This window comes from Natrarchaeobaculum aegyptiacum, from assembly GCF_002156705.1.
In the GTDB taxonomy this organism is placed as follows: Archaea; Halobacteriota; Halobacteria; order Halobacteriales; family Natrialbaceae; genus Natrarchaeobaculum; species Natrarchaeobaculum aegyptiacum.
Genome location: NZ_CP019893.1, coordinates 19,654 through 37,917 on the forward strand (window position 1 = coordinate 19,654; position 18,264 = coordinate 37,917).

Here is an 18,264-nt window from a genome sequence, read left to right on the forward strand (position 1 = left end):
CTCGTCATTGCAATCGTTGTCGGATTCGTAGCCACAGCTGGTGGTATGACTGTTGCAGCCGCACAGGGCGATCCACCGGGCCCACCGGCAAGTTTCTACGGTGAAGCCGTCGATGAAGATGGGAATGCTGCAGACAGTGGGACGACGATCGTTGCTGTCGTTGAGGGAGAGGTTGAGGGGCAAATTGCCGTCGAAACCGCAGGTGAGTACGGTGGCCCCGATGCCTTCGACGAAAAACTGAGTCTAGATAGCGCTGCGGGGAATGAAGTATCGTTCCGCGTCGAAGATGCATCAGGTCCGGCAGCGCTCGAGGATCCAGTCGATTTAGCGCCCGGACTGAGCGAACAAGACCTCACGTTCCCTGCCGGGACGTTCGACGACAGCCCGGACAATGGGGATGATGGAAACGGCGGTAGCGGCGACGACGGCGATGATACAGATGTCGGCTCCGGAACTGTCGAGTTCCTCATCGAAACAGACATCGATAACGATCACGCATGCACTCATGGGGAATACGACGAGCGCACACCGCTCGAAGCGGGCAACTCACCTGACGATGCACCCGTGGTTGTAAAAGATCACGTCATCTGGGAGGTCACCTACGAGGGTGACGAGGGATACATCCGGTTCGATAACAACGAGCACGATGTGTACCCTGGCCTCGACTCGTGGGTCTTCTATCAGGCCGGTGCCGACCTGTCGCCCACCGACGGAACCGTTCTCGAAACTGGAGACGTGGATGAGTGTCCATCGCTTGACGGATACATGGAGGTCGAGACACCATCCGACGGAGTCTTCGATATCGAAGTTACCGAAGACGGCGACGTCACAGGACCGGCCAGCGGTCGAGAAGACGATCAAGAAGAGGAAGACGAGGAAGACGAGGAAGAAGACGAGACGGATGACGAGGAAGTCACCGTCGAAGATGTGGTTGAGACGGTCGACGAGGCTGAACCAGATGGTAAAGCAGAAATCGAGATCGATGAAGATGCTGACGGGAGTGACGAAAATATCACTGTCGGCACCGGTGATGAAACCGAGAGTGTCGAAGAGATTGTACTTGCGGATTACGTGGAGTCGGTGAGCATCGAGGAGTACACCGAGAACGACGAAGTCGTCGAAACCACGACAGCGTCAATCAAACAGTACCTCACCGAAAATATCCAAAAGGACGTGGAGGAGGATGGCGAAGAGACAGATGCCGATGACAATGCTACTGCAGACGTCGACACGCCTGAGGTAACTGTTAGCACCGTCGCCCGAATCACCGTCGGTGACGATGGCGGGGAAGACACACCTGCGGCAGTCACGATGAGTGTCGCTGCTGACGATATTAACGAGTCCGAACAGACGAGTATCTTCCACCAGACCGATGGTGGCTGGGAAGAGTTGCCAACTGAGGTCAAAGAAGAAACTGACGAAAAGGTCGTCTTCAGCGGTGAAACCAGCGGCTTCTCACTGTTCGCCGTCGCCGAGGTCGAGGGCGAACATGAAGAGGACACTGAATCAGACCCGGATTCTGAACCGGACTCCCAGCCGGACCCAGATCCTGAACCGGACTCTCAACTCGAGCCTGAGACCGAACCCGAAGGCGAAGGGGACAGTGACTCGGTCGAGGAATCCGATGACTCTATACCCGGATTTGGGATGATAACCGCAGTTGGTGTGCTTCTTGGAGCGATTGTCGCCCGCCTTGGATGGCGTCCAGGAGATCTGGGGCAGCAGAACAGGAATTAGAGTGTTCTAAATTCTACAATCGTTTATCACTTGCAGTTTATACGTAATATGTATTTCACTACTCGAGTTTAGCAACTGCGCCGGATTCGAACGGTCAGTATCGTCACACAGTGAGTATACCGGGACCAACAAATCGGCATTTACCGAAGTCGGAACACAGGGTCAGGTAGACCACGAATCCGTCGAAAACAGGAGGTCCGAGCAGACTGGGACAGTGAATCTGCGTCTCGAATTGATGAACGTGACGCGCCCGACGGACGTGACGGTCCGGCAGCCGGGTCTGGCAATTCGACGGTTCTGTGGCGTTACTCGCGGTTGTACCCGTCCAACTCGCCCGACAGCGATCGGTGAGCTAGTAGCTTCCCAAGCGTCGAGTGACTAGTTCTCGGCCTCTTCGAGAGTCGGATAGAGTCGGTGTAGTTTCGTTCGAGCGTCCTCGTTTCTGAATTGCCAGTTGATCGTGACATCGACCTCATTGCGCTCGGCTTCCCACGCAGCGACCTCCGACTGGAGGGTCGCTGCGTCGGGAATGCGGCGGTTGAGACACTGGCTCTGGAGTGAACTCCAGACGAGTTCGGCCATATTCAGCCAGCTGCCGTGCGTGGGCGTGTAGTAGAACTCGAACCGGTCGAGATACTCGCGTGCTGTTTCGGGCGGGAAGAACCGATAGAACGCGGCGGGATTGTGCGTGCTGAGGTTGTCCAGGACTACCCGGATGCGGTCTGCATCCGGGTAGTCGTTAGCGATCGCTACCATGCAGTCGATCCACTCGGACGTTCGTCGGCGTTCCGTCACGTGAAGGCGACACTGGCCGGTCAACGGCTCAGTCGCAACGTGGAGCATCCGGGTTCCGTTGCGTTCGTAGTGATGATCTGTTCGAGCGACCGCTCCTGGTGACGCCGGGAGCGGGTCGCGGACCTGCTTGCGAAGTTCCTTGCTGGACTCGTCGAAACAGACGACTGGACGGCTCTCGTCGTATGGTTCTTCGTACAGCGAAAGGATCGTTTCCATCCGATAGACGAACTCGGCGTTCTCTTTGGGTGGAATCAGCCAGTACTCAGAGCGGTGTGGCTTCAGGTCGTTTTTTTAGACGCTGGCGGACAGCTTCCTCGGAGATCGAGTCGAACTCGATCTCCTCGAGAGTAACAAGACGATCGGCGAGCAGGGCGTACGTCCAGCGCGTGCGGCCGTCCGGTGGCTCTGAGCAGGCAAGTGCAACGAGGTGAGCTTCGGCTCGGCCGTCGAGTTTCGGCTCGTAGTCACGATCGGGCTTGCGGCGATGAATCGCCGCAATCCCTCGCTCGGTGTACGCTTTGCGCGCCCGATGGGGTGTCCCGACCGAACAGCCGACGTGCTCACAGATGGCCGCATCTGTGAGCCCGTCGTCAGCCTTCAGAAGGATCCGTGCACGGGTGATGTCCTCTGCTCGGTGTGTGCCCTTCGTAACGAACTCCTCGAGTTCAGCACGTTCTTCGTCAGAAAGATCGACAGTGTACTTCTTTCGGCTCATTCCTATAGATACGTGCCCAGAGGATATAACCTAGCTGTCCACGGTTGGGACGGTACTAGCAGACAACTAATTTGGTGGCTGGCTCCCCACCGATATCTCGCAGGTCGTGACTGGTGTGGAACTGCCGTGACCAGTGAGTTCGCGGGTTGAGACAGGCAGTGGCGACACGAGGGGGATCGAGATGTGATCGTCGAGCTCACTCTGTGAGTGACACCGGCTGGCTGGCCTCGCTCGAGCGGTAGATAGCGTCGATGACGCGCTGGACGGTGAGCGCCTGTTCGACGCTCTCGTCGATCCCTTCATCGCGCGTGACGTGGTCGAAGAAGGTCTCGAGTTCGGCCCGGTGGGTGTCGTTCTCCCGGGCGTCGATACTGGTATCGACGAGGTGGTTCGTCCCGGCGTCGCTCGCCGAGTAGAATCGCAGATCGCCTTCGAGCAGGTCGAACGTCGCCGCCGATTCGGTGCCGTGGACGACGAACTCGTGGGACGTGGGGCGGTTGGTGGCCCACGCGACCTCGAGGCTGACGGATCGATCGTCACTACAGCGGATGAACGCACTCGCCGAGTCGTCGACGTCGAACCCCGCCGGACCGGCGTCGTCTGCCCACATCTCGAGGTAGGCGTAGTCCTCGCGTGCACCGAAGAGGCTGCGCGTGACGCCGACGACGTCCTCGACGTCAGGGTACTCGAGGAGGTACAGCGCCAGGTCGATGGCGTGGACACCGAGGTCGATGAGCGCGCCACCACCGGCGATTCCCTGGCGGGTAAACCACGTTCCGCGGCCGGGGATCCCGCGCCGTCGGACGTAATTGGCTTCGACGTGGGTGACCGTCCCGAGGTCGCCGCTGGCGATGCGTTCGGTGATGATCTCGACGGTGTTTGCGAATCGGTTGTTGAATCCGACCATCCCACAGGCATCGGACTCTCGCGCGGCTTCGACGATTCGTTCGGCACTCGTTGGCGTGTGTGCCAGTGGTTTCTCGAGGAGAACGTGGAGGTCTCGTTCGAAGGCTGCGACGGCGTATCGTTCGTGGTATCGATTCGGCGTCGTGACGATGACGGCGTCGACCGCGTCGTACAGCGCCTCGTGGTCCTCGTACACTTCGACGTCGTATCGTCGGGAAAAGCGGCGTCTTGCCTCGGCGGCAACGTCCATGCCGCCGACCAGGGGAACCCCGAGGTCGAGCAATCGCTCCGCGTGGTACTGGCCGATGTTTCCGAGGCCGACGATGCCGGTTCTGACGTCGCGTCGTTCCATATCCCTTGGTCCCCCGATCACGCACGATATATTGATGTTCGCTATATCAAATTAGGAGTGCAACCCTTTCCCTCCATCGCCTCCGGACGGAATTACTCGGCCTCCGTTGGTGGTGGACCGGAGGCCTGGTCCGATCGATCGGTGACGCCGTGTGCCAGCGCGTCTCCGGTTTCGGCGTCGAACAGGTGGATCTTCGAGCGATCGAGGACCACCTCCACGGACTGATTCTCGCTCACGTCGGTGTCCGGCGTGACGCTCATGAGCAACTGGTCTTCGGCCGTGGCCGGATCGTCGGCCATCGACCGGTCGGCCTCCTCGGCCAGGAGCACGTAGACGAACATCTCGTCGCCCATCGGCTCGATGACGTCGGCCCGGCCCTCGATCGGATCGGTGACCGACGACAGCGAGTCGGCACCGCTCACGAGGTGGACGTCCTCGGGACGGATGCCGAGCGTGATCCGATCACCGTCGGAGATGTCACCGAGAGTGGTCAGATCGAGATCGGGGTCGACGGCGACGTCGACGTGAGGGAGTTCGATTCCGTCGGGTCCGAGGTCCCCCTCGAAGAAGTTCATCGACGGCGAGCCGATGAAGCCAGCGACGAACCGGTTCGCCGGCTCGTTGTAGCACTCGAGTGGCGGGGCGATCTGCTGGAGTCGCCCCTCGTTCAGGACGGCGATGCGGTCGGACATCGTCATCGCCTCGGCCTGGTCGTGGGTGACGTAGATGATCGTGGTCCCGAGCTGGCGGTGGAGTCGCTGGAGTTCGGTGCGCATGTGGACTCGGAGTTTGGCGTCTAAGTTCGCAAGCGGTTCGTCCATCAGGAAGACGTCCGGATTGCGGACGATCGCCCGGGCGATCGCAACCCGCTGTCGTTGACCGCCGGATAACTCGTCGGGCATCCGCTCGAGCATTCCTTCGAGCTGGACGATCTCTGCGGCGCGTTCGACGCGGCGGCGAACCTCCTCGTCGTCGTAGCTGCGCAACTGCAGGCCGAAGGAGACGTTGTCGTAGACGTCCATGTGGGGAAACAGCGCGATGTTCTGGAAGACCATCGCGACGCCCCTGTCTTTGGGTGCGAGGGTCGTGACGTCGTCGTCGCCGATGAATACCGACCCCGAAGTGGGTTTGGTGAGGCCGGCGACCGTCTCCATCGTCGTCGACTTCCCACAGCCCGAGGGGCCGACGAACGTGACGAACTCGCCGTCTTCGACCTCGAGGCTGACGTCGTCGACGGCGGTGGTGTCCTCGTAGCGTTTCGTGACGTTCTCGAGTGTGACGCGTGCCATGGTGAGTTACTCCTTGAGTGCGCCGGCGGTCAGCCCGCTGACGATCTTCTCCTGTGCGAGGATGACGAGGATCGCCACGGGGATCACGCCGATGATGCTCGCAGCGGCCATGAGGTGGTACATGACCTCGTACTGACCCTGGTAGGCGAGGATCCCCTCGAGCAGCGGGGCCCAGTTTTCGACCTGCCCGTCCGTCATCAGAAACGAGAAGAAGAACTCGTTGTAGACGGCGATAAACGTCAACACACCGGCGGTCGCGACGCCGGGGGCCGACAGCGGGACGATCACGCGAAAGAGTGCGCCCAGTCGAGTGGTGCCCTCGACGCGGGCGGCGTCCTCGAGCCCGTCGGGGATCTGGGAGTAGAAGACGGTGAGGATGAAGATGGCAAGCGGCATGAAGATCGCCGACAGCGGGAGCACCATCGCCCCCGGCGTGTTGTAGAGAGTCCCGTCGCCGGTGATCGGCTCGAGCGCGAGGAACTGGGTGTTGAAGAGGTCGTTCAGCGGGATGAAAAACGCCGCTGGTGGGAAAAAGGAGATCACGAGCACGAGCAGTAACAGCGGCACTTTGCCGGGGAACTCGAGTCGACCGAAGGCGTATCCCGCCAGGCTCGCGACGACGAGGACGAGCACGGTCGAGGCGGCGGCGATGACGAAGCTATTGAACACGTACCAGTGGAACGGAATCGTCTGGAAGACCTCGACGAACGCGCCCGGATTGAAGCCGTTCGGCGTGAAGATGACGTCCTGTAACTGACCCTCTGGCGTCAGCGCGACCATGAGCAACCAGTAGAACGGAAAGAGCGTCGTGACGAGGAAGAAAATCGCCGCGACGTAGAACATCGCCCGGTAGACGCGACTGGGGTCGCTGATCGAACTCGCGACCCATCGCTGGAGCGGTCCGCGCTCTAGGTCGGCCTCGTGGGCGTCGGTGAGGACGTCGGCGTTCGACGCCGTCTCGCCACCTGACTGGGTGTCGGCCGGATCGACGTCGCGAGCCATCAGTAGATCCCTCCCTCGGTGTCGCGGAAGAACACCACGTACACCGAGATGATGATCCCGATGACGACGGCGGTCGAGAACGCGACGGCGGCCGCGGTCGCGTAGATCCGGGTGCCGCCGAACATCGCCTCGACGACGAGGCAGGTCAACGACGGCAGGGTCGTACAGCCGGCACTCGATTCGATCAGTCCGTAGACGCGCATGGCGTCCATCGTTCGGAACAGCATCGCGACGAGGAGTGCGGGCAACACGAGTGGGAGCGTGATGCGTTTGAACCGTTGCCACGGGGACGCCCCCGCCACGCGCGCGACGTCGTAGAGACTCCGGTCGACGCTCTGGAGCCCTGCGAGGATGAGCAGGGCCATGAACGCCGAGGACTTCCAGACGTCGGCAATCAGGATGATGATGAACGCATCCTGGCTATCCGCCAGCGGATTCGGCCCGAAGACGCCGAGCCACTGCATGACGTCGGTACCGAAGCCCACCTCGGGCTGGAACAGCAGGAAGAAGATCATCCCCTGGATGACGATCGGGACGGCCCACGGCAGGATGATCGCCACCCGGACCCACCGGCGACCACGGAATTCCTGATCGAGCACGTAAGCCTGTCCGAACCCGATGATCGTCTCGAGGGTGACGCTGATGACGGCGAACGCGATGGTGACGAACAGCGCCTGCTGGAGGAATGGCGTTCCGAGTTCGACGAACGGGAACGACGTCGAGAGGCCGACGTCGACGAACTGTCGGGCGAGTCGCGCGTTCCCGGTGAGGATGTCGACGTAGTTGTCGAGGCCGACGAAGTCGCCGAGCGGCTCGGCACCCCGGGTCTGATCCTCTCGGAGCGAGGTGACGAGCGTCGCGAGCAACGGGTAGAACGCGATCAGCGTCAACAGCGCGAACGCCGGAAGTAACAGGAGGTACGCGTAGGCCGCCTCGCTCAGGTTCTCCATCCAGTTGACGACGACGTTACCGGTCTGGCCCCTGTCGGTCCCGTCGTCGGCGTCTAACAACGGGTCGCCGTCGGGATCCGTCTCAGCCGCCATCGCGCTGGGCCACCTCCGATTCGCTCGCCTCGAGTCGACCCGCGAGGTCGGCCATCGCCTCGGCCGGCGCTTTGACCCCGCGATAGGCGGCGTTGAGCTCCTGGTAGATCAGCGCCGACTGTTCCGGCCAGACGTCGGTGACCGGTCGGGAGAGAGCGTTCTCGCTCGCGCGCTCGATCTGCGGGGCGTACCGCGCCATGGGACCGATTTCACCCTCGTCGGCCTCGGTCACGAGTTCGACGTTCGGCGGCAGGAAGCCACCGAGTTCGAAAATCGTCAGCATGACCTCGTCGTGGGTGAACGCCTCGAGTACCTGCAGGGCCTCGTCGTGGCGGTCAGTGTAGGGACTGATGACGAGGTTCCAGCCACCCAGCGCGGAGGAAGTCCCACCGACGCCGTCGTACTCGGCCTCGTCGTCGGGCACGCCGACTGGCATCGTCGTGACGCCGAGGTCCTCACCGAAGACCTCCTCGTCGCCGGTTTCGGAGATGGCGAACGCCCAGTTGCGGTGGGCGACCGCGTTGCCGGCCTCGAACGGCCCGAGTGACTCCTGTTCGGTCCACTGGACGATCGCACTCGGACAGATCTCCGGGTAGCCCTCGAGGGCGTTCGGGTCGTCGGCGTCGATGAACGTCCGCATCATCCGGATGGCGTCGATCACGGTCTCGTCGTCGACCGTGATGGGGCGGTCGCCGGCGGTGAACAGGTTGTCTGCGCCGCCGAAGTACGCACCGCCCCACGAGGTCATCACCTCGTTGAACGAACAGCAGGCGAGTCCCTCGTAGGCGTCCGCCTGCGTCGTAAAGCCGTACTGGACGCCGCTGTCGTCGTTGGCGTCGGCGACGGCCGTCGCGAACGCCTCCCACGAGGGTGGCTCGTCGTCCCAGTCGCCCGTCTCGTGGCCAGCGTCGTCGATCAGGTCGCGCCGGTAGAGCACGAACCCCAGGTCGGGAAACAGCGGCAGGCCGTGCAAGTCGTCGGTCGCCGGATCGCGCGCCGTTTCGAGGATCGCCTCGAGGTACTCACTCTCGACGTGGTCGACGACGTCGTCGGGCAGTTCCTCGGTCAGGTTGGTCGTCTGTTCCCGGAGGATAAACGGCACCGTCCAGCCGCTGTCCATCATGTGGATGTCAGGGGGTGCCCGGCCGGCCTGCAAGGCGGCCTGAGCTCCCTCCATCCGGGCGTCTGAGTCACTGACGACCGTCTGGATCTCTATCTCGATGTCCTCGTCGAGCCCGGCTTCCCAGAGGGCCTCCTGGATGGAGTCGCCATCGTCTGGGTACATGATCCCCTCGACGTCCGTCGCCGCGGTCATGACGACGGTCCCGTCGCGCGTGCCTCGCCCGAGACAGCCCGCGATGGCGAGACCGCCCGTCGCGCTCACCCCCGCAGTCGCCTCGAGAACCCGGCGACGGGACCATGGTCGTCTCGAGTCTCCCGTCGGTGGCGTCTCACCCATGCCCTCGCGGAGACCACCCTCGCGACAATAATGCTTGGGCAGGACCGACGTACGAAACGGAGACAGTCAGGCTCGAAGAGGGATTCAACGGGCGATTACTGCTACAAGAGCGGGACGACCATCGCGAACTCGTAGGCAAAGAGGTGATTGAGCATCACGTAGGTCACGACCCCGAGGACGAGACTGAGGATCCACGAGGCGGCGGCGATCCGACCGACGCGGGCGTGAGCCGTTCCGCGTAACTCTCGGGGCGTGTGGGAAAGCCCGAGCAGCAGGGCATAGAGGACGACCGGCACGGCGACGATCGAGAGGACGACGTGGATCGCCAGCATGATCAGGTACGCGCTCCGCACGAGCGGCGGGCCGACGAACACTTTCTCGCCGCCACCGCCGACTCTGAGCAGGTAGACGACCAGGAACAGCAGGATCAACGCGAATGCCCCGATCATCGCGTACCGGTGTTTCTCGACCTCGTCGGCCCGGATCCAGTACCAGCCGAGGACGAGCAGGATCGTCGTCGCCGCGTTGATGACCGCGATGGCGTGGGTGAGGAGGTTCACCTGCGCCTCGGTGAGGTCTGGATAGATGGGCACGTCGAGGACGAAGGTTCCGATCACGAGTGCGTAGCCGACGATCGTCAGGAAGATCGTGATGCCGATCGGCCGCTCTCGAATCCGCCGTCTCGCAGCCGCTGTTGCCATTGTCGGGGCTTAGGAGCCCCATCCTATCTGTCTTGCCCTTCTGTCGTGGTTCGATCGTCGAAATTGTGGCGGATCAGGGCTACCGTCAGGCGCGCCTCTCCACTCGAGTGCGACCAGCCGGACGCCCGTCGAACATAGACGAGAGCAGCCCGCTCGAGCGTCGGTTCGCTCGTGTTACTCGTCGGGTTCGACGTCTGCGGGGTCGCGAACGACTACCGAGCCGTCGCTCGCGACGGTGACGACGTAGCCACAGTAGCTGAACGTCACACAACCGGTCGGCCGGGGTGCACCGTCGGCTCGATCGCTGAAGAGGGCGTCGAGCGAGTCCGGGTCCACCACCGCGTGGAGCGGGTCGTACGCCGGCGGCCGCAGGTCGGCTGGATCGATCCCCTCCGCGTCGGCCACGGCGTCGATCACCGTCTGACTCGGCGGTTTCGTCACCGTCTCGTCGACGCTGTCACCACCCTCCATCGTATCGTTCCCGTATCGAACCCGCCTGAATAAACCTGTCCTTCCCGGTCGACGAAGTGATAGGTTAATGCGATCGTACCTTCGATATCGAAGGATCGTCCGGACGATTGATGAGTGTCAGAGCGTGACACTGGTGGGGGATCGGTGCCGGCGGATCACACCGGACACGTGACAACGAGGCTAGCCGTACTCGTCGGGGAGTCCGGGACTCACTCGATCCGAATCGCCGGTTTCCCCGGCCTCGCTTTCTCCGCGAGGTCCCCGTCGTCGGTCGCTCGTCGAACGGTGACGTCGGCACCGAATTCGTCGACGAGCAGCCACGCGGCGCGCTCGAGGATCGCCCGCTCGCGATCGGCGGGCAACGGCCGGTCGAGCCCTCGGCCCGTACGTTGCTCGAGCAGGCCGCCGACGAACCGGCCGACGGTCTCCCGGTCCGGGACGGACACGTCGGATTCGGAAAGGGACTCGATGAGGGCGTCGCCATCGATCGGCTCGTCTGTCCCCTGCTCGCGTGCGAGCTCGACCGCGCGGTAGTTCCAGTCGGGGGCGACGACGAGGTCGATCCGCTCCGGTTCGTCGATGGCTGCGACGTCGACGATGTCGCGAACGTCCTCGAGCGTGGTCTCGACGAATCGACGTTCGGTCGCGTATTCGTCGGCGTCGCTCCGTGGCTCGGGCCAGTCGGCCTCGACGGCCAGTCCGTCGCCGCGCAGTTTGTTCCAGACCTCCTCGGCGAGGTGTGGTGCCATCGGCGCGATCAGCGCGGCGAGGGTCAACAGGCCGCGGCGGTAGCACTCCCCGTGGGGCTGGTCGTACTCGCGGTAGCGTCGCAGGAGTCGCGCGAGTTCCTGGATCTCGGTCGCTGCACGGTGGAAGCGAAACCGTTCGTACTCGTCGGTGACGGCAGCGATCGTCCGATCGATCTCCCGGTCGAGATACTCGTCGTGGGGCTGGCGCTCGACGCGCGGCTCACCTTCCTCGACGAACGCCGAGGCCATCCGGTAGAGCGTCTGCTGGAGGTCGTAGGCCCCGCGAACGTTGTTGGCCGTCCACTCGAAGTCCTGTTCGGGATGGGCCGCCGAGAGGACGAACAGTCGGGTGGTCTCCGCACCGTACTCGAGCGGCGCGACGACGTTGCCCTTCGAGGTGGACATCTTCTCGCCGTCGTAGAGGACCGTCCCCTGGCTGACGAGCCGTTCGACCGGTTCGCGGACGTCGTGGAGGCCGAGGTCGGCGAGCGCCCGCATCATGAAGCGGATATAGAGCAGGTGGAGGACGGCGTGTTCCTCGCCGCCGACGTAGACGTCGATGGGCAGGGTCTCGTCGACCAGGTCGCCGTCGAACGGCGCATCCTCGAGGTCCGGCGAGAGAAACCGCAGGAAGTACCACGAGGAGTCGACGAAGGTGTCCATCGTATCGGTCTCGCGTGTCGCCTCGGCACCGCAGTCGGGACAGGTCGTCTCCTTCCACTCCCCCGCTTCGTCGAGCGGGTTGCCCGTCGTGTGGACGAATTCCGGCAACTCGACCGGCAGGTCGTCCTCGGGGACGAGGACCGGCCCACAGTCCTCGCAGTGGACGACCGGAATCGGCGTCCCCCAGTAGCGCTGGCGGGAGATCAACCAGTCGCGTAGCCGATACGTGACGTCGCTCTCGAGTGCGTCGTGCTCCTCGAGCAGCCGTTCGCGGGCCGTCTCGGTCTCGAGGCCGTCGTACTCGCCACCGTCTTCGACGATCCCCTCACCGGTGTAGGGGGCAGACTCGAGGTCGACCGCGTCGGTTGCGTCCCTCGGCGTGACGACGCCCTCGATCGGCAGGTCGTGGTCGCGAGCGAAGGCGTGGTCGCGTTCGTTGTGGGCGGGGACGCCCATGACGGCCCCGGTGCCGACGTCCTCGAGGACGTAGCCGGCGACGTAGACGGGGAGTTGCTCACCCGTCAGTGGGTTGATCGCCGTCGCGTCGGTTTCGACGGCGGAGAGCCCGACGTCTTCCGGTGGCGTTTCTCTGGTGGTTTCGACGTACTCGCGGACCGCGTCGTCGCGCTCGGCGAGGTCGGCGGCCAGTTCGTGGCCCGGCGAAACCGCGAGGAAGGTCGCGCCGAAGATGGTCTCCGGGCGAGTGCTGAAGACGTCGATGCTCTGGTCGACGGTGTCGGAATCTCTCGGGTCGGCCTCCTCGCCGCGTTCGCTCGAGCCCCGTGGCGGCTCGCTCTCCGAGCCCCATGGCGGCTCGCTCACTCCAAACGTAATCCGCGCACCTTCCTGTCGGCCAATCCAGTTTCGCTGGATCTCCCTGACGCCCTCGGGCCACTCCTCGAGTTCCTCGAGGCCGTCGTGGAGGTCCTCGGCGTAGTCGGTGATGGTGAAGAACCACTGGTCGAGTTCCCGGCGACCGACGGGGGTTTCACACCGCCAGCAGACCCGGCCGTCGTCGGTCTCGGTAACCTGTGCCTCCGCCAGCACGGTCTCGCAGTCGGGACACCAGTTGACCGCGGCGGCCTCGTACTCGACGAGCCCCGCCTCGTGGAGGCGTGCGAACAGCCACTGGTTCCAGCGGTAGTAGTCGGGTTCGCAGGTGGTGATCTCGCGGGACCAGTCGTAGCCGAAGCCCATCGTCTCGAGTTCCTCGCGCATGCGGCGGATACAGGCCTGTGTCCACGATTCGGGATCGCTCGCCCGTTCGTAAGCGGCGTTCTCGGCGGGGAGGCCGAAGGCGTCCCAGCCCATCGGGTGGAGGACGTCGTCGCCCTGCATGCGTCGATACCGGGCGTAGGCGTCCGTGATCGCGTAGTTTCGGACGTGGCCCATGTGGAGCGTACCCGAGGTGTAAGGAAACATCCCGAGGACGTACGTCGGGTCCGTGGCGTCCTCGTCGAGTTCGTACACCTCGTCGCGCTCCCAGACGTACTGCCAGAACTCCTGTGCCTGCTCGTGGTCGTAGTGGCCCGTCATACACTCGAGTACTCCGTTGTCAGGAGTGGGTGTGCTGGCCATATGATTGTTCTCCCCCGGACGTGCGTGCGTCGACGGCCCCGGGCCGGTCATCCCGAACCGTGTGCTCGGCGAGCGGCGACGCTCTCGAGCGCGCAGAAAAAGCGACGGAGGGAAGCGCCGACGAAATTGTGGGTCGAACCGTAGCCGGCAGACCGATAGCGGCCTACTGCGTACCGGCCGGCGCGCCGGTTCGGACGTCACTGCGGGCGTCGTAGGCGATGTACGCCGCGAGGATCGCCGTCAGGATGCCGGCGACGACGGAACTCCAGATGAGTCCCTCGCCTGCGACCTCGAGGCCGTCAATCGCGAACTCCCCGGCCATGGCGAACGGCGACACGAGCACCCACAGGCCGAGTAACGCCACGAGCGACATCACGCCGAGGCTCGTCGGGTGGTCGGCCACGTGGCGGTAGAAGTTGTACCCGGCCAGCAGGAAGATCCCCGCCCCCACGATCACGCTACTCCAGAGCATGCTCGCTGCTGCCTCGTAGAGGAACGGGGAGATCGCGATCCACAGGCCGATCAGCGAGACGAACCCGCTGAGCCACTTTCGCCCCTGTGCGTCTGACGTCCGGTCGGCGCTTCGTTGCTCGGTCGATCGGTCGGTTCCACGGTCGTCGGTCGGATCTGCGCTCGAGTCACTCACGGTTTCTCACCGACTCGGCCTACGACCGATCCAGTGAAAAAGCGACTCGACCGTTCCAGCGAGATCGGCGAAACGGCCGCCAAGGGCTCTCGAGCGCCCGGAGACGGAACGATCGGTATCTCCACCCAGTGACGTGTTACGATCGGCCAATCGACCACTGGTCGCTCGCCACCGGCAGTGGTAATCCGTAGTTACCGACTCGAGTGGATTTACTTCTCGTTTTGTCCCGGTTGTTGGTCCAATCGGCCGTGCAGCCGGGTTGGGCCCGGGTGTCTGACCGCACCAGGGGAGGCGCTACCGAACGATGGTCACGGGCACGGGTGCCCGGCGCGCGACAGCTTCGGCGACGCTTCCCAGAAGCACCCGGGAGGCCCCCGAGCGGCCCTGACTCCCGATGACGATGCGATCGACGCCTTCCTCCTCGACGTAAGCGACGATCTCTCGAGACGGCTGCCCGATCGTCGTCTCCGTTTCGAGGGTCACGTCGTAGTCGGCGGCCAGCTCCTCGGCCTCCGAGAGCAACTCCTCGGCGGCCGCCTCGCGACTGTCGATGATCGCCTCGTAGGCATAGACGCCACCCTCTCCGTACAGTGCCGTACTCGGGTCGATAACGTGCAATGCAGTTAGCTGTGCCCCGGGATTGTCCTCGAGCGCGTGTTCGAGGGCGGCCCAGGCCGGCTCGGAGTCGTCGAGCGGAACCAGAATGTGCATGGTTAGCAGTTCGTTCCCGGGTGATATAAGCGCAGGGTCGATTCCCGCGGGTGGGCAGTATCGTCCGACGCCGCCGGGCGGCCGGAGCTTCTCCGCTGACCGATCAGGTGCTCGTTGGCTCGAGTTCCTCCCAGTGATCGTCGAGGACGTTCACCGCGGCGAGCAGGGCGCCGAGCAGGACTGGTCCGAAGAACAGGCCCATGATCCCGAACCCGTAGATGCCACCGAGGACGCCGAGGATGATGATCGCCGGGCTGAGTTGGGCGTAGCGGTCGACGACGATCGGGCGGAGGTAGTCGTCCGTCAGCCCGACGATGATCAGGCTGTAGATGCCGAGTGCGATCGCGAGGATTGGCTCGCCGGTCACGAAGAGGTAGCCGACGGCGGGGCCCCACACGAGGAATGCGCCGACCAGCGGGACGATCGCGAGGACGATCATCACGAACGTCCAGAACACCGCGTTCGGGATACCCGTCGCGATAAATCCGAGGCCACCCATTGCGCCCTGTGCGATCGCGATCAGGACGTGGCCGGCGAGAACTGCCCACATCACCTCGTCGAGCGCGGCGTACAGGTCGTCCTGTACGTCGTCGGGCAACGGCGTCCGACCGCGAAGCCACTCGAGGAGCGCGTCGCCTTCCTTGAGCAGGTAGTAGAGCAAGAACAGCGTCAGGCCGAGGCCGATCACCGTGTGGGTGACGAGGCCGAACCACGCGGTCGTCTGGTCGACGAGGATGCTCCCGATCTCCTGTGCCGAGTCGGCCACCGCCCCCACGATGTCGACGTCGATGCCGAGTTCGTCTTCGACCCAGCCTTCGAGTTCGGCGACGCCGACGTCGTCCGGGTCGACGTTCTGGAGAACGTTCGCGGCGTCGTCGGCGACGAAAACGGCCACGATCGCGAACGGGACGATGAATCCGACGAGCGCGAGAACGAGGAGCGCGAACGCGGCGACCCCGGCCGGGACGACGGTCTCGAGTCGTCGCTGCAGCGGCGTCAGGACGAACGCGATGAGGACCGCTGCCAGCACGTATCCGAGGAACGGCGCGACCAGTTGCCACGAGAAGTACGCGAAGACGACGACGAGAACGAGCAGGTACCCTTTGCTCCGGTTCACGTGCCTTCGTCCCACCTCCGGAGGGATAACGCTGCTACCGACCGGTAACGACGCGTAAGTGTCGTCAACGGATGAACGAGTGAGCACGCCGGCAGCGGGTGTCGGTCGGAGTACTTTTGTCGGTTCGACGTCTTCGCTCGCCCGTGACAGAAGGCGAGTGGCACGGCGACCGGGCGGCGGTCCTCGAGCGCGACGAGCACACCTGCAGACGATGTGGGACGACCGTCGACGAGGACCCCGCTGGATTGCGCCTCTACCCCGTCGGCGACGTTCCCCGTGAGGGGGCGATCCACCAGAGCGCTCTCGTGACCGTCTGTACTTCCTGTTTCGGCGCGCTCCGGGCCGAGCCACAGGACGGCGGCTACGACGACGCGACGCTGTTCGACCTCGTCCGCAAGGCCACCGAACGCGAGGGTGTGACCGTCACCGCCGTCGCCGCGTTCGCCTCGTTGACGACCGGACTTCCCGATGCACTCGAGGAGTCGGGTGCTGAGAACGAGGCTGCACCCGCTTCACCCGCCGATATCGCCGACATCGCTGCAGAATATCGACAGGCCAGACGCGAGGTCCTGCTCGCCATCGACTCCGTCGACGCGACCCTCGAGCACCTCCACGCGGTCGACTCCGACGCGCTCGAGGCCGACCTCGCCGACGCCCTGCGGGAATTTACGGGGACGACGACCAAACTCCAGTCGGAACTCCGCGGAATCGTCGCCCTCGGCGAGACCGTCGTCGCCGGGCTCGAGCGCTGCCCCGGCTGTTTCGATCCGCTGGTGCCGGGTAACCATATCTGTGCGGTCTGCGGGCTCGAGCGCGTCGACGTCGACGACTGGACGACGACGGACGAAGCCGGCGAACGTGTCGTTCAGTTCGAGGCGCTCTACGGCGCGATCAACCAGACGCTGCAGACGGCCTCTGGAACGACCGAGGCGTTGACCGAACGGACGGCGATCGTCGCCGAGCAGTTGCAGTCGGAGCAAGCGAGACTCGAGTGAGAATACAGCGACTGAGCTACAGCCGAGTGGCGGCCTCGAGCGTGATGTCGATCGCTCGGCCGACGTTGTTCTTCGCCTTTTCGGGGAGTTCGTCCTCGTCGGTCTCGGTCCCCTTCTGGGTGCCCTCGACGAGGTTGCCGTCGACGGTACAGATCGCGCCGGCACGCAGGCCGTTGCGTCGGGCGAGGGTGAAGATCGCAGCGGCTTCCATCTCGACGGCGAGCATGCCTGCGGCCTCCCACTCGGCGACGTACTCGTCGGTCTCGGCGTAGAAGGCGTCGTCCGTGGTGATCGGGCCGACGTGGACATCTTCGCCGTTTGCCTCGGCGGCATCGACCAGCGCCGAGAGGACCTCGTAGTCGGGGACTGCCGGGTACTCGACGTTCTCGTATCGCTTGGTCGTCCCCTCGTCTTTGGCCGCACCCGTTGCGACGATCATGTCGCCGATCTCGATCCCCGACTGGAGCGCACCCGTCGTGCCGACGCGAAGGAAGGTCTCGACGCCGACGTTCGCCAGTTCCTCGACGGCGATGGCTGCCGACGGACTCCCGATGCCGGTCGAACAGATCGTCAGGTCGCGACCGTCGTAGGTCGCGTTGACCAGTCTGTACTCGCGGTTTTCTGCGACCACTTCGGCCTCGTCACAGTGGTCAGCAATTCGATCGACACGGCCCGGATCACCGGGGACGAGCGCCAGGTCCGTCAGATCGCCTTCCTCGACGAGCAGGTGCGGTTGCGTTCCCATAGCACGGGCTTTGCCCGGTGGCGAGAAAAATCGTTCGAGAGACGGCGGGGGCGGGGACCGTCGCCCGCACCCGGTTCTCCCCACGTCGCGTGCTCCTCGCCCCCGTTCGCAACCGCTCACTCGAGCGGGCAGATCTCGACCGTGCCTGACTCGACCCTGACCAGTGCGTCGTCGACGACGAACTCGACACGCCGAACCGATCGGTCGGTTCCGCGCGCAGCCTCGGTCGGTGTCTCGACGCCGCTTCGTGAGTTCGTAAAGAACGCGTCGAGGGCTTCCGGATCCACGTGGTCGTAGAGGGGGACGCTCGAGCCGAGGACGTCTTCCTGACGGTACTCGGCGAGGGCGGTGGCGACGGCGATACTGGGCGATTCTCCCTTCGAACGATCGTAGCGGACGCGCTGACCGGCCGGGCGCCCATTGGAGTCACAGATCCTTCCTTCCGTCATGTCTCTCAGTCACGTCGCCGTGACGTGCTATCTGTGTGACCAACGTCCCGACTCATATAGTTACCGTCAGACGACACCTGATGAGAACCGGATTCCGGTCGGTAGGCGGCCCTTAACCCCACTATCTACCGTGAAATGTGG

At 64.0% G+C, this 18,264-nt stretch carries 17 protein-coding genes; 2 read left to right on the top strand and 15 right to left on the bottom strand.

Annotated features, from left to right (window positions below):
* Positions 1-45 precede the first annotated feature (45 nt).
* Positions 46-1,737, top strand: a complete 1,692-nt coding sequence (locus B1756_RS00090) for a PGF-pre-PGF domain-containing protein (RefSeq protein ID WP_228434422.1) — start codon at positions 46-48, stop codon at positions 1,735-1,737.
* A gap of 378 nt (positions 1,738-2,115) precedes the next feature.
* On the opposite strand, the gene B1756_RS19745 is transcribed toward B1756_RS00090, so the two are convergent.
* From B1756_RS19745 to B1756_RS00150, 13 genes are all read right to left on the bottom strand, one after another.
* The gene (locus B1756_RS19745) at positions 2,116-2,814 is read right to left on the bottom strand and encodes an IS630 family transposase (RefSeq protein WP_228434639.1); all 699 of its coding nucleotides are present in this window, start codon (positions 2,812-2,814) and stop codon (positions 2,116-2,118) included.
* Positions 2,795-3,247, bottom strand: coding sequence for a helix-turn-helix domain-containing protein (locus B1756_RS19750; protein ID WP_228434423.1), 453 nt, complete (start codon positions 3,245-3,247; stop codon positions 2,795-2,797). The genes B1756_RS19745 and B1756_RS19750 overlap by 20 nt, the downstream gene beginning before the upstream one ends.
* Before the next feature lie 196 nt (positions 3,248-3,443).
* Positions 3,444-4,505 carry a Gfo/Idh/MocA family protein gene (locus tag B1756_RS00100; protein WP_086886698.1) on the bottom strand — a complete coding sequence of 354 codons (1,062 nt, stop codon included), beginning with the start codon at positions 4,503-4,505 and terminating at the stop codon, positions 3,444-3,446.
* Between the two features lie 92 nt (positions 4,506-4,597).
* A complete protein-coding gene (locus tag B1756_RS00105) occupies positions 4,598-5,794 on the bottom strand; it encodes an ABC transporter ATP-binding protein (protein WP_086886699.1) in 1,197 nt (398 codons plus the stop codon).
* Positions 5,795-5,800: 6 nt separating this feature from the next.
* On the bottom strand, positions 5,801-6,796 hold the full coding sequence (locus B1756_RS00110; RefSeq protein ID WP_086886700.1) for a carbohydrate ABC transporter permease: 996 nt from the start codon (positions 6,794-6,796) through the stop codon (positions 5,801-5,803).
* Entirely contained in the window at positions 6,796-7,839 is a 1,044-nt protein-coding gene (locus B1756_RS00115) for a carbohydrate ABC transporter permease (RefSeq protein ID WP_086886701.1), read from the bottom strand. The genes B1756_RS00110 and B1756_RS00115 overlap by 1 nt, the downstream gene beginning before the upstream one ends.
* Positions 7,829-9,298 (bottom strand): extracellular solute-binding protein, encoded by a 1,470-nt coding sequence (locus B1756_RS00120; protein ID WP_086886702.1) that lies wholly within the window; start codon positions 9,296-9,298, stop codon positions 7,829-7,831. Before B1756_RS00120 ends, B1756_RS00115 begins: the two co-directional genes overlap by 11 nt.
* A gap of 101 nt (positions 9,299-9,399) precedes the next feature.
* On the bottom strand, positions 9,400-9,999 hold the full coding sequence (locus B1756_RS00125; RefSeq protein ID WP_086886703.1) for a DUF420 domain-containing protein: 600 nt from the start codon (positions 9,997-9,999) through the stop codon (positions 9,400-9,402).
* 174 nt (positions 10,000-10,173) lie between these two features.
* On the bottom strand, positions 10,174-10,470 hold the full coding sequence (locus B1756_RS00130) for a DdfA family disk-determining factor (protein ID WP_086886704.1): 297 nt from the start codon (positions 10,468-10,470) through the stop codon (positions 10,174-10,176).
* 209 nt (positions 10,471-10,679) lie between these two features.
* Positions 10,680-13,418 carry a leucine--tRNA ligase gene (leuS, locus tag B1756_RS00135; RefSeq protein ID WP_086886705.1) on the bottom strand — a complete coding sequence of 913 codons (2,739 nt, stop codon included), beginning with the start codon at positions 13,416-13,418 and terminating at the stop codon, positions 10,680-10,682.
* A 205-nt stretch (positions 13,419-13,623) separates the two neighbouring features.
* On the bottom strand, positions 13,624-14,106 hold the full coding sequence (locus B1756_RS00140) for an SPW repeat protein (RefSeq protein WP_086886706.1): 483 nt from the start codon (positions 14,104-14,106) through the stop codon (positions 13,624-13,626).
* Positions 14,107-14,400: 294 nt separating this feature from the next.
* Positions 14,401-14,817 (bottom strand): universal stress protein, encoded by a 417-nt coding sequence (locus B1756_RS00145; RefSeq protein ID WP_086886707.1) that lies wholly within the window; start codon positions 14,815-14,817, stop codon positions 14,401-14,403.
* Between the two features lie 103 nt (positions 14,818-14,920).
* Positions 14,921-15,934, bottom strand: a complete 1,014-nt coding sequence (locus B1756_RS00150; RefSeq protein ID WP_086886708.1) for an AI-2E family transporter — start codon at positions 15,932-15,934, stop codon at positions 14,921-14,923.
* A gap of 143 nt (positions 15,935-16,077) precedes the next feature.
* On the opposite strand from B1756_RS00150, the gene B1756_RS00155 reads away from it, so the two are divergent.
* Complete coding sequence (locus B1756_RS00155; protein ID WP_086886709.1) at positions 16,078-16,929, top strand: HNH endonuclease; 852 nt, start codon at positions 16,078-16,080, stop codon at positions 16,927-16,929.
* A 16-nt stretch (positions 16,930-16,945) separates the two neighbouring features.
* On the opposite strand, the gene B1756_RS00160 is transcribed toward B1756_RS00155, so the two are convergent.
* Positions 16,946-17,674 carry a guanosine phosphorylase gene (locus B1756_RS00160; protein ID WP_086886710.1) on the bottom strand — a complete coding sequence of 243 codons (729 nt, stop codon included), beginning with the start codon at positions 17,672-17,674 and terminating at the stop codon, positions 16,946-16,948.
* Between the two features lie 116 nt (positions 17,675-17,790).
* A complete protein-coding gene (locus B1756_RS00165) occupies positions 17,791-18,123 on the bottom strand; it encodes a HalOD1 output domain-containing protein (RefSeq protein ID WP_086886711.1) in 333 nt (110 codons plus the stop codon).
* Between the last annotated feature and the right edge of the window lie 141 nt (positions 18,124-18,264).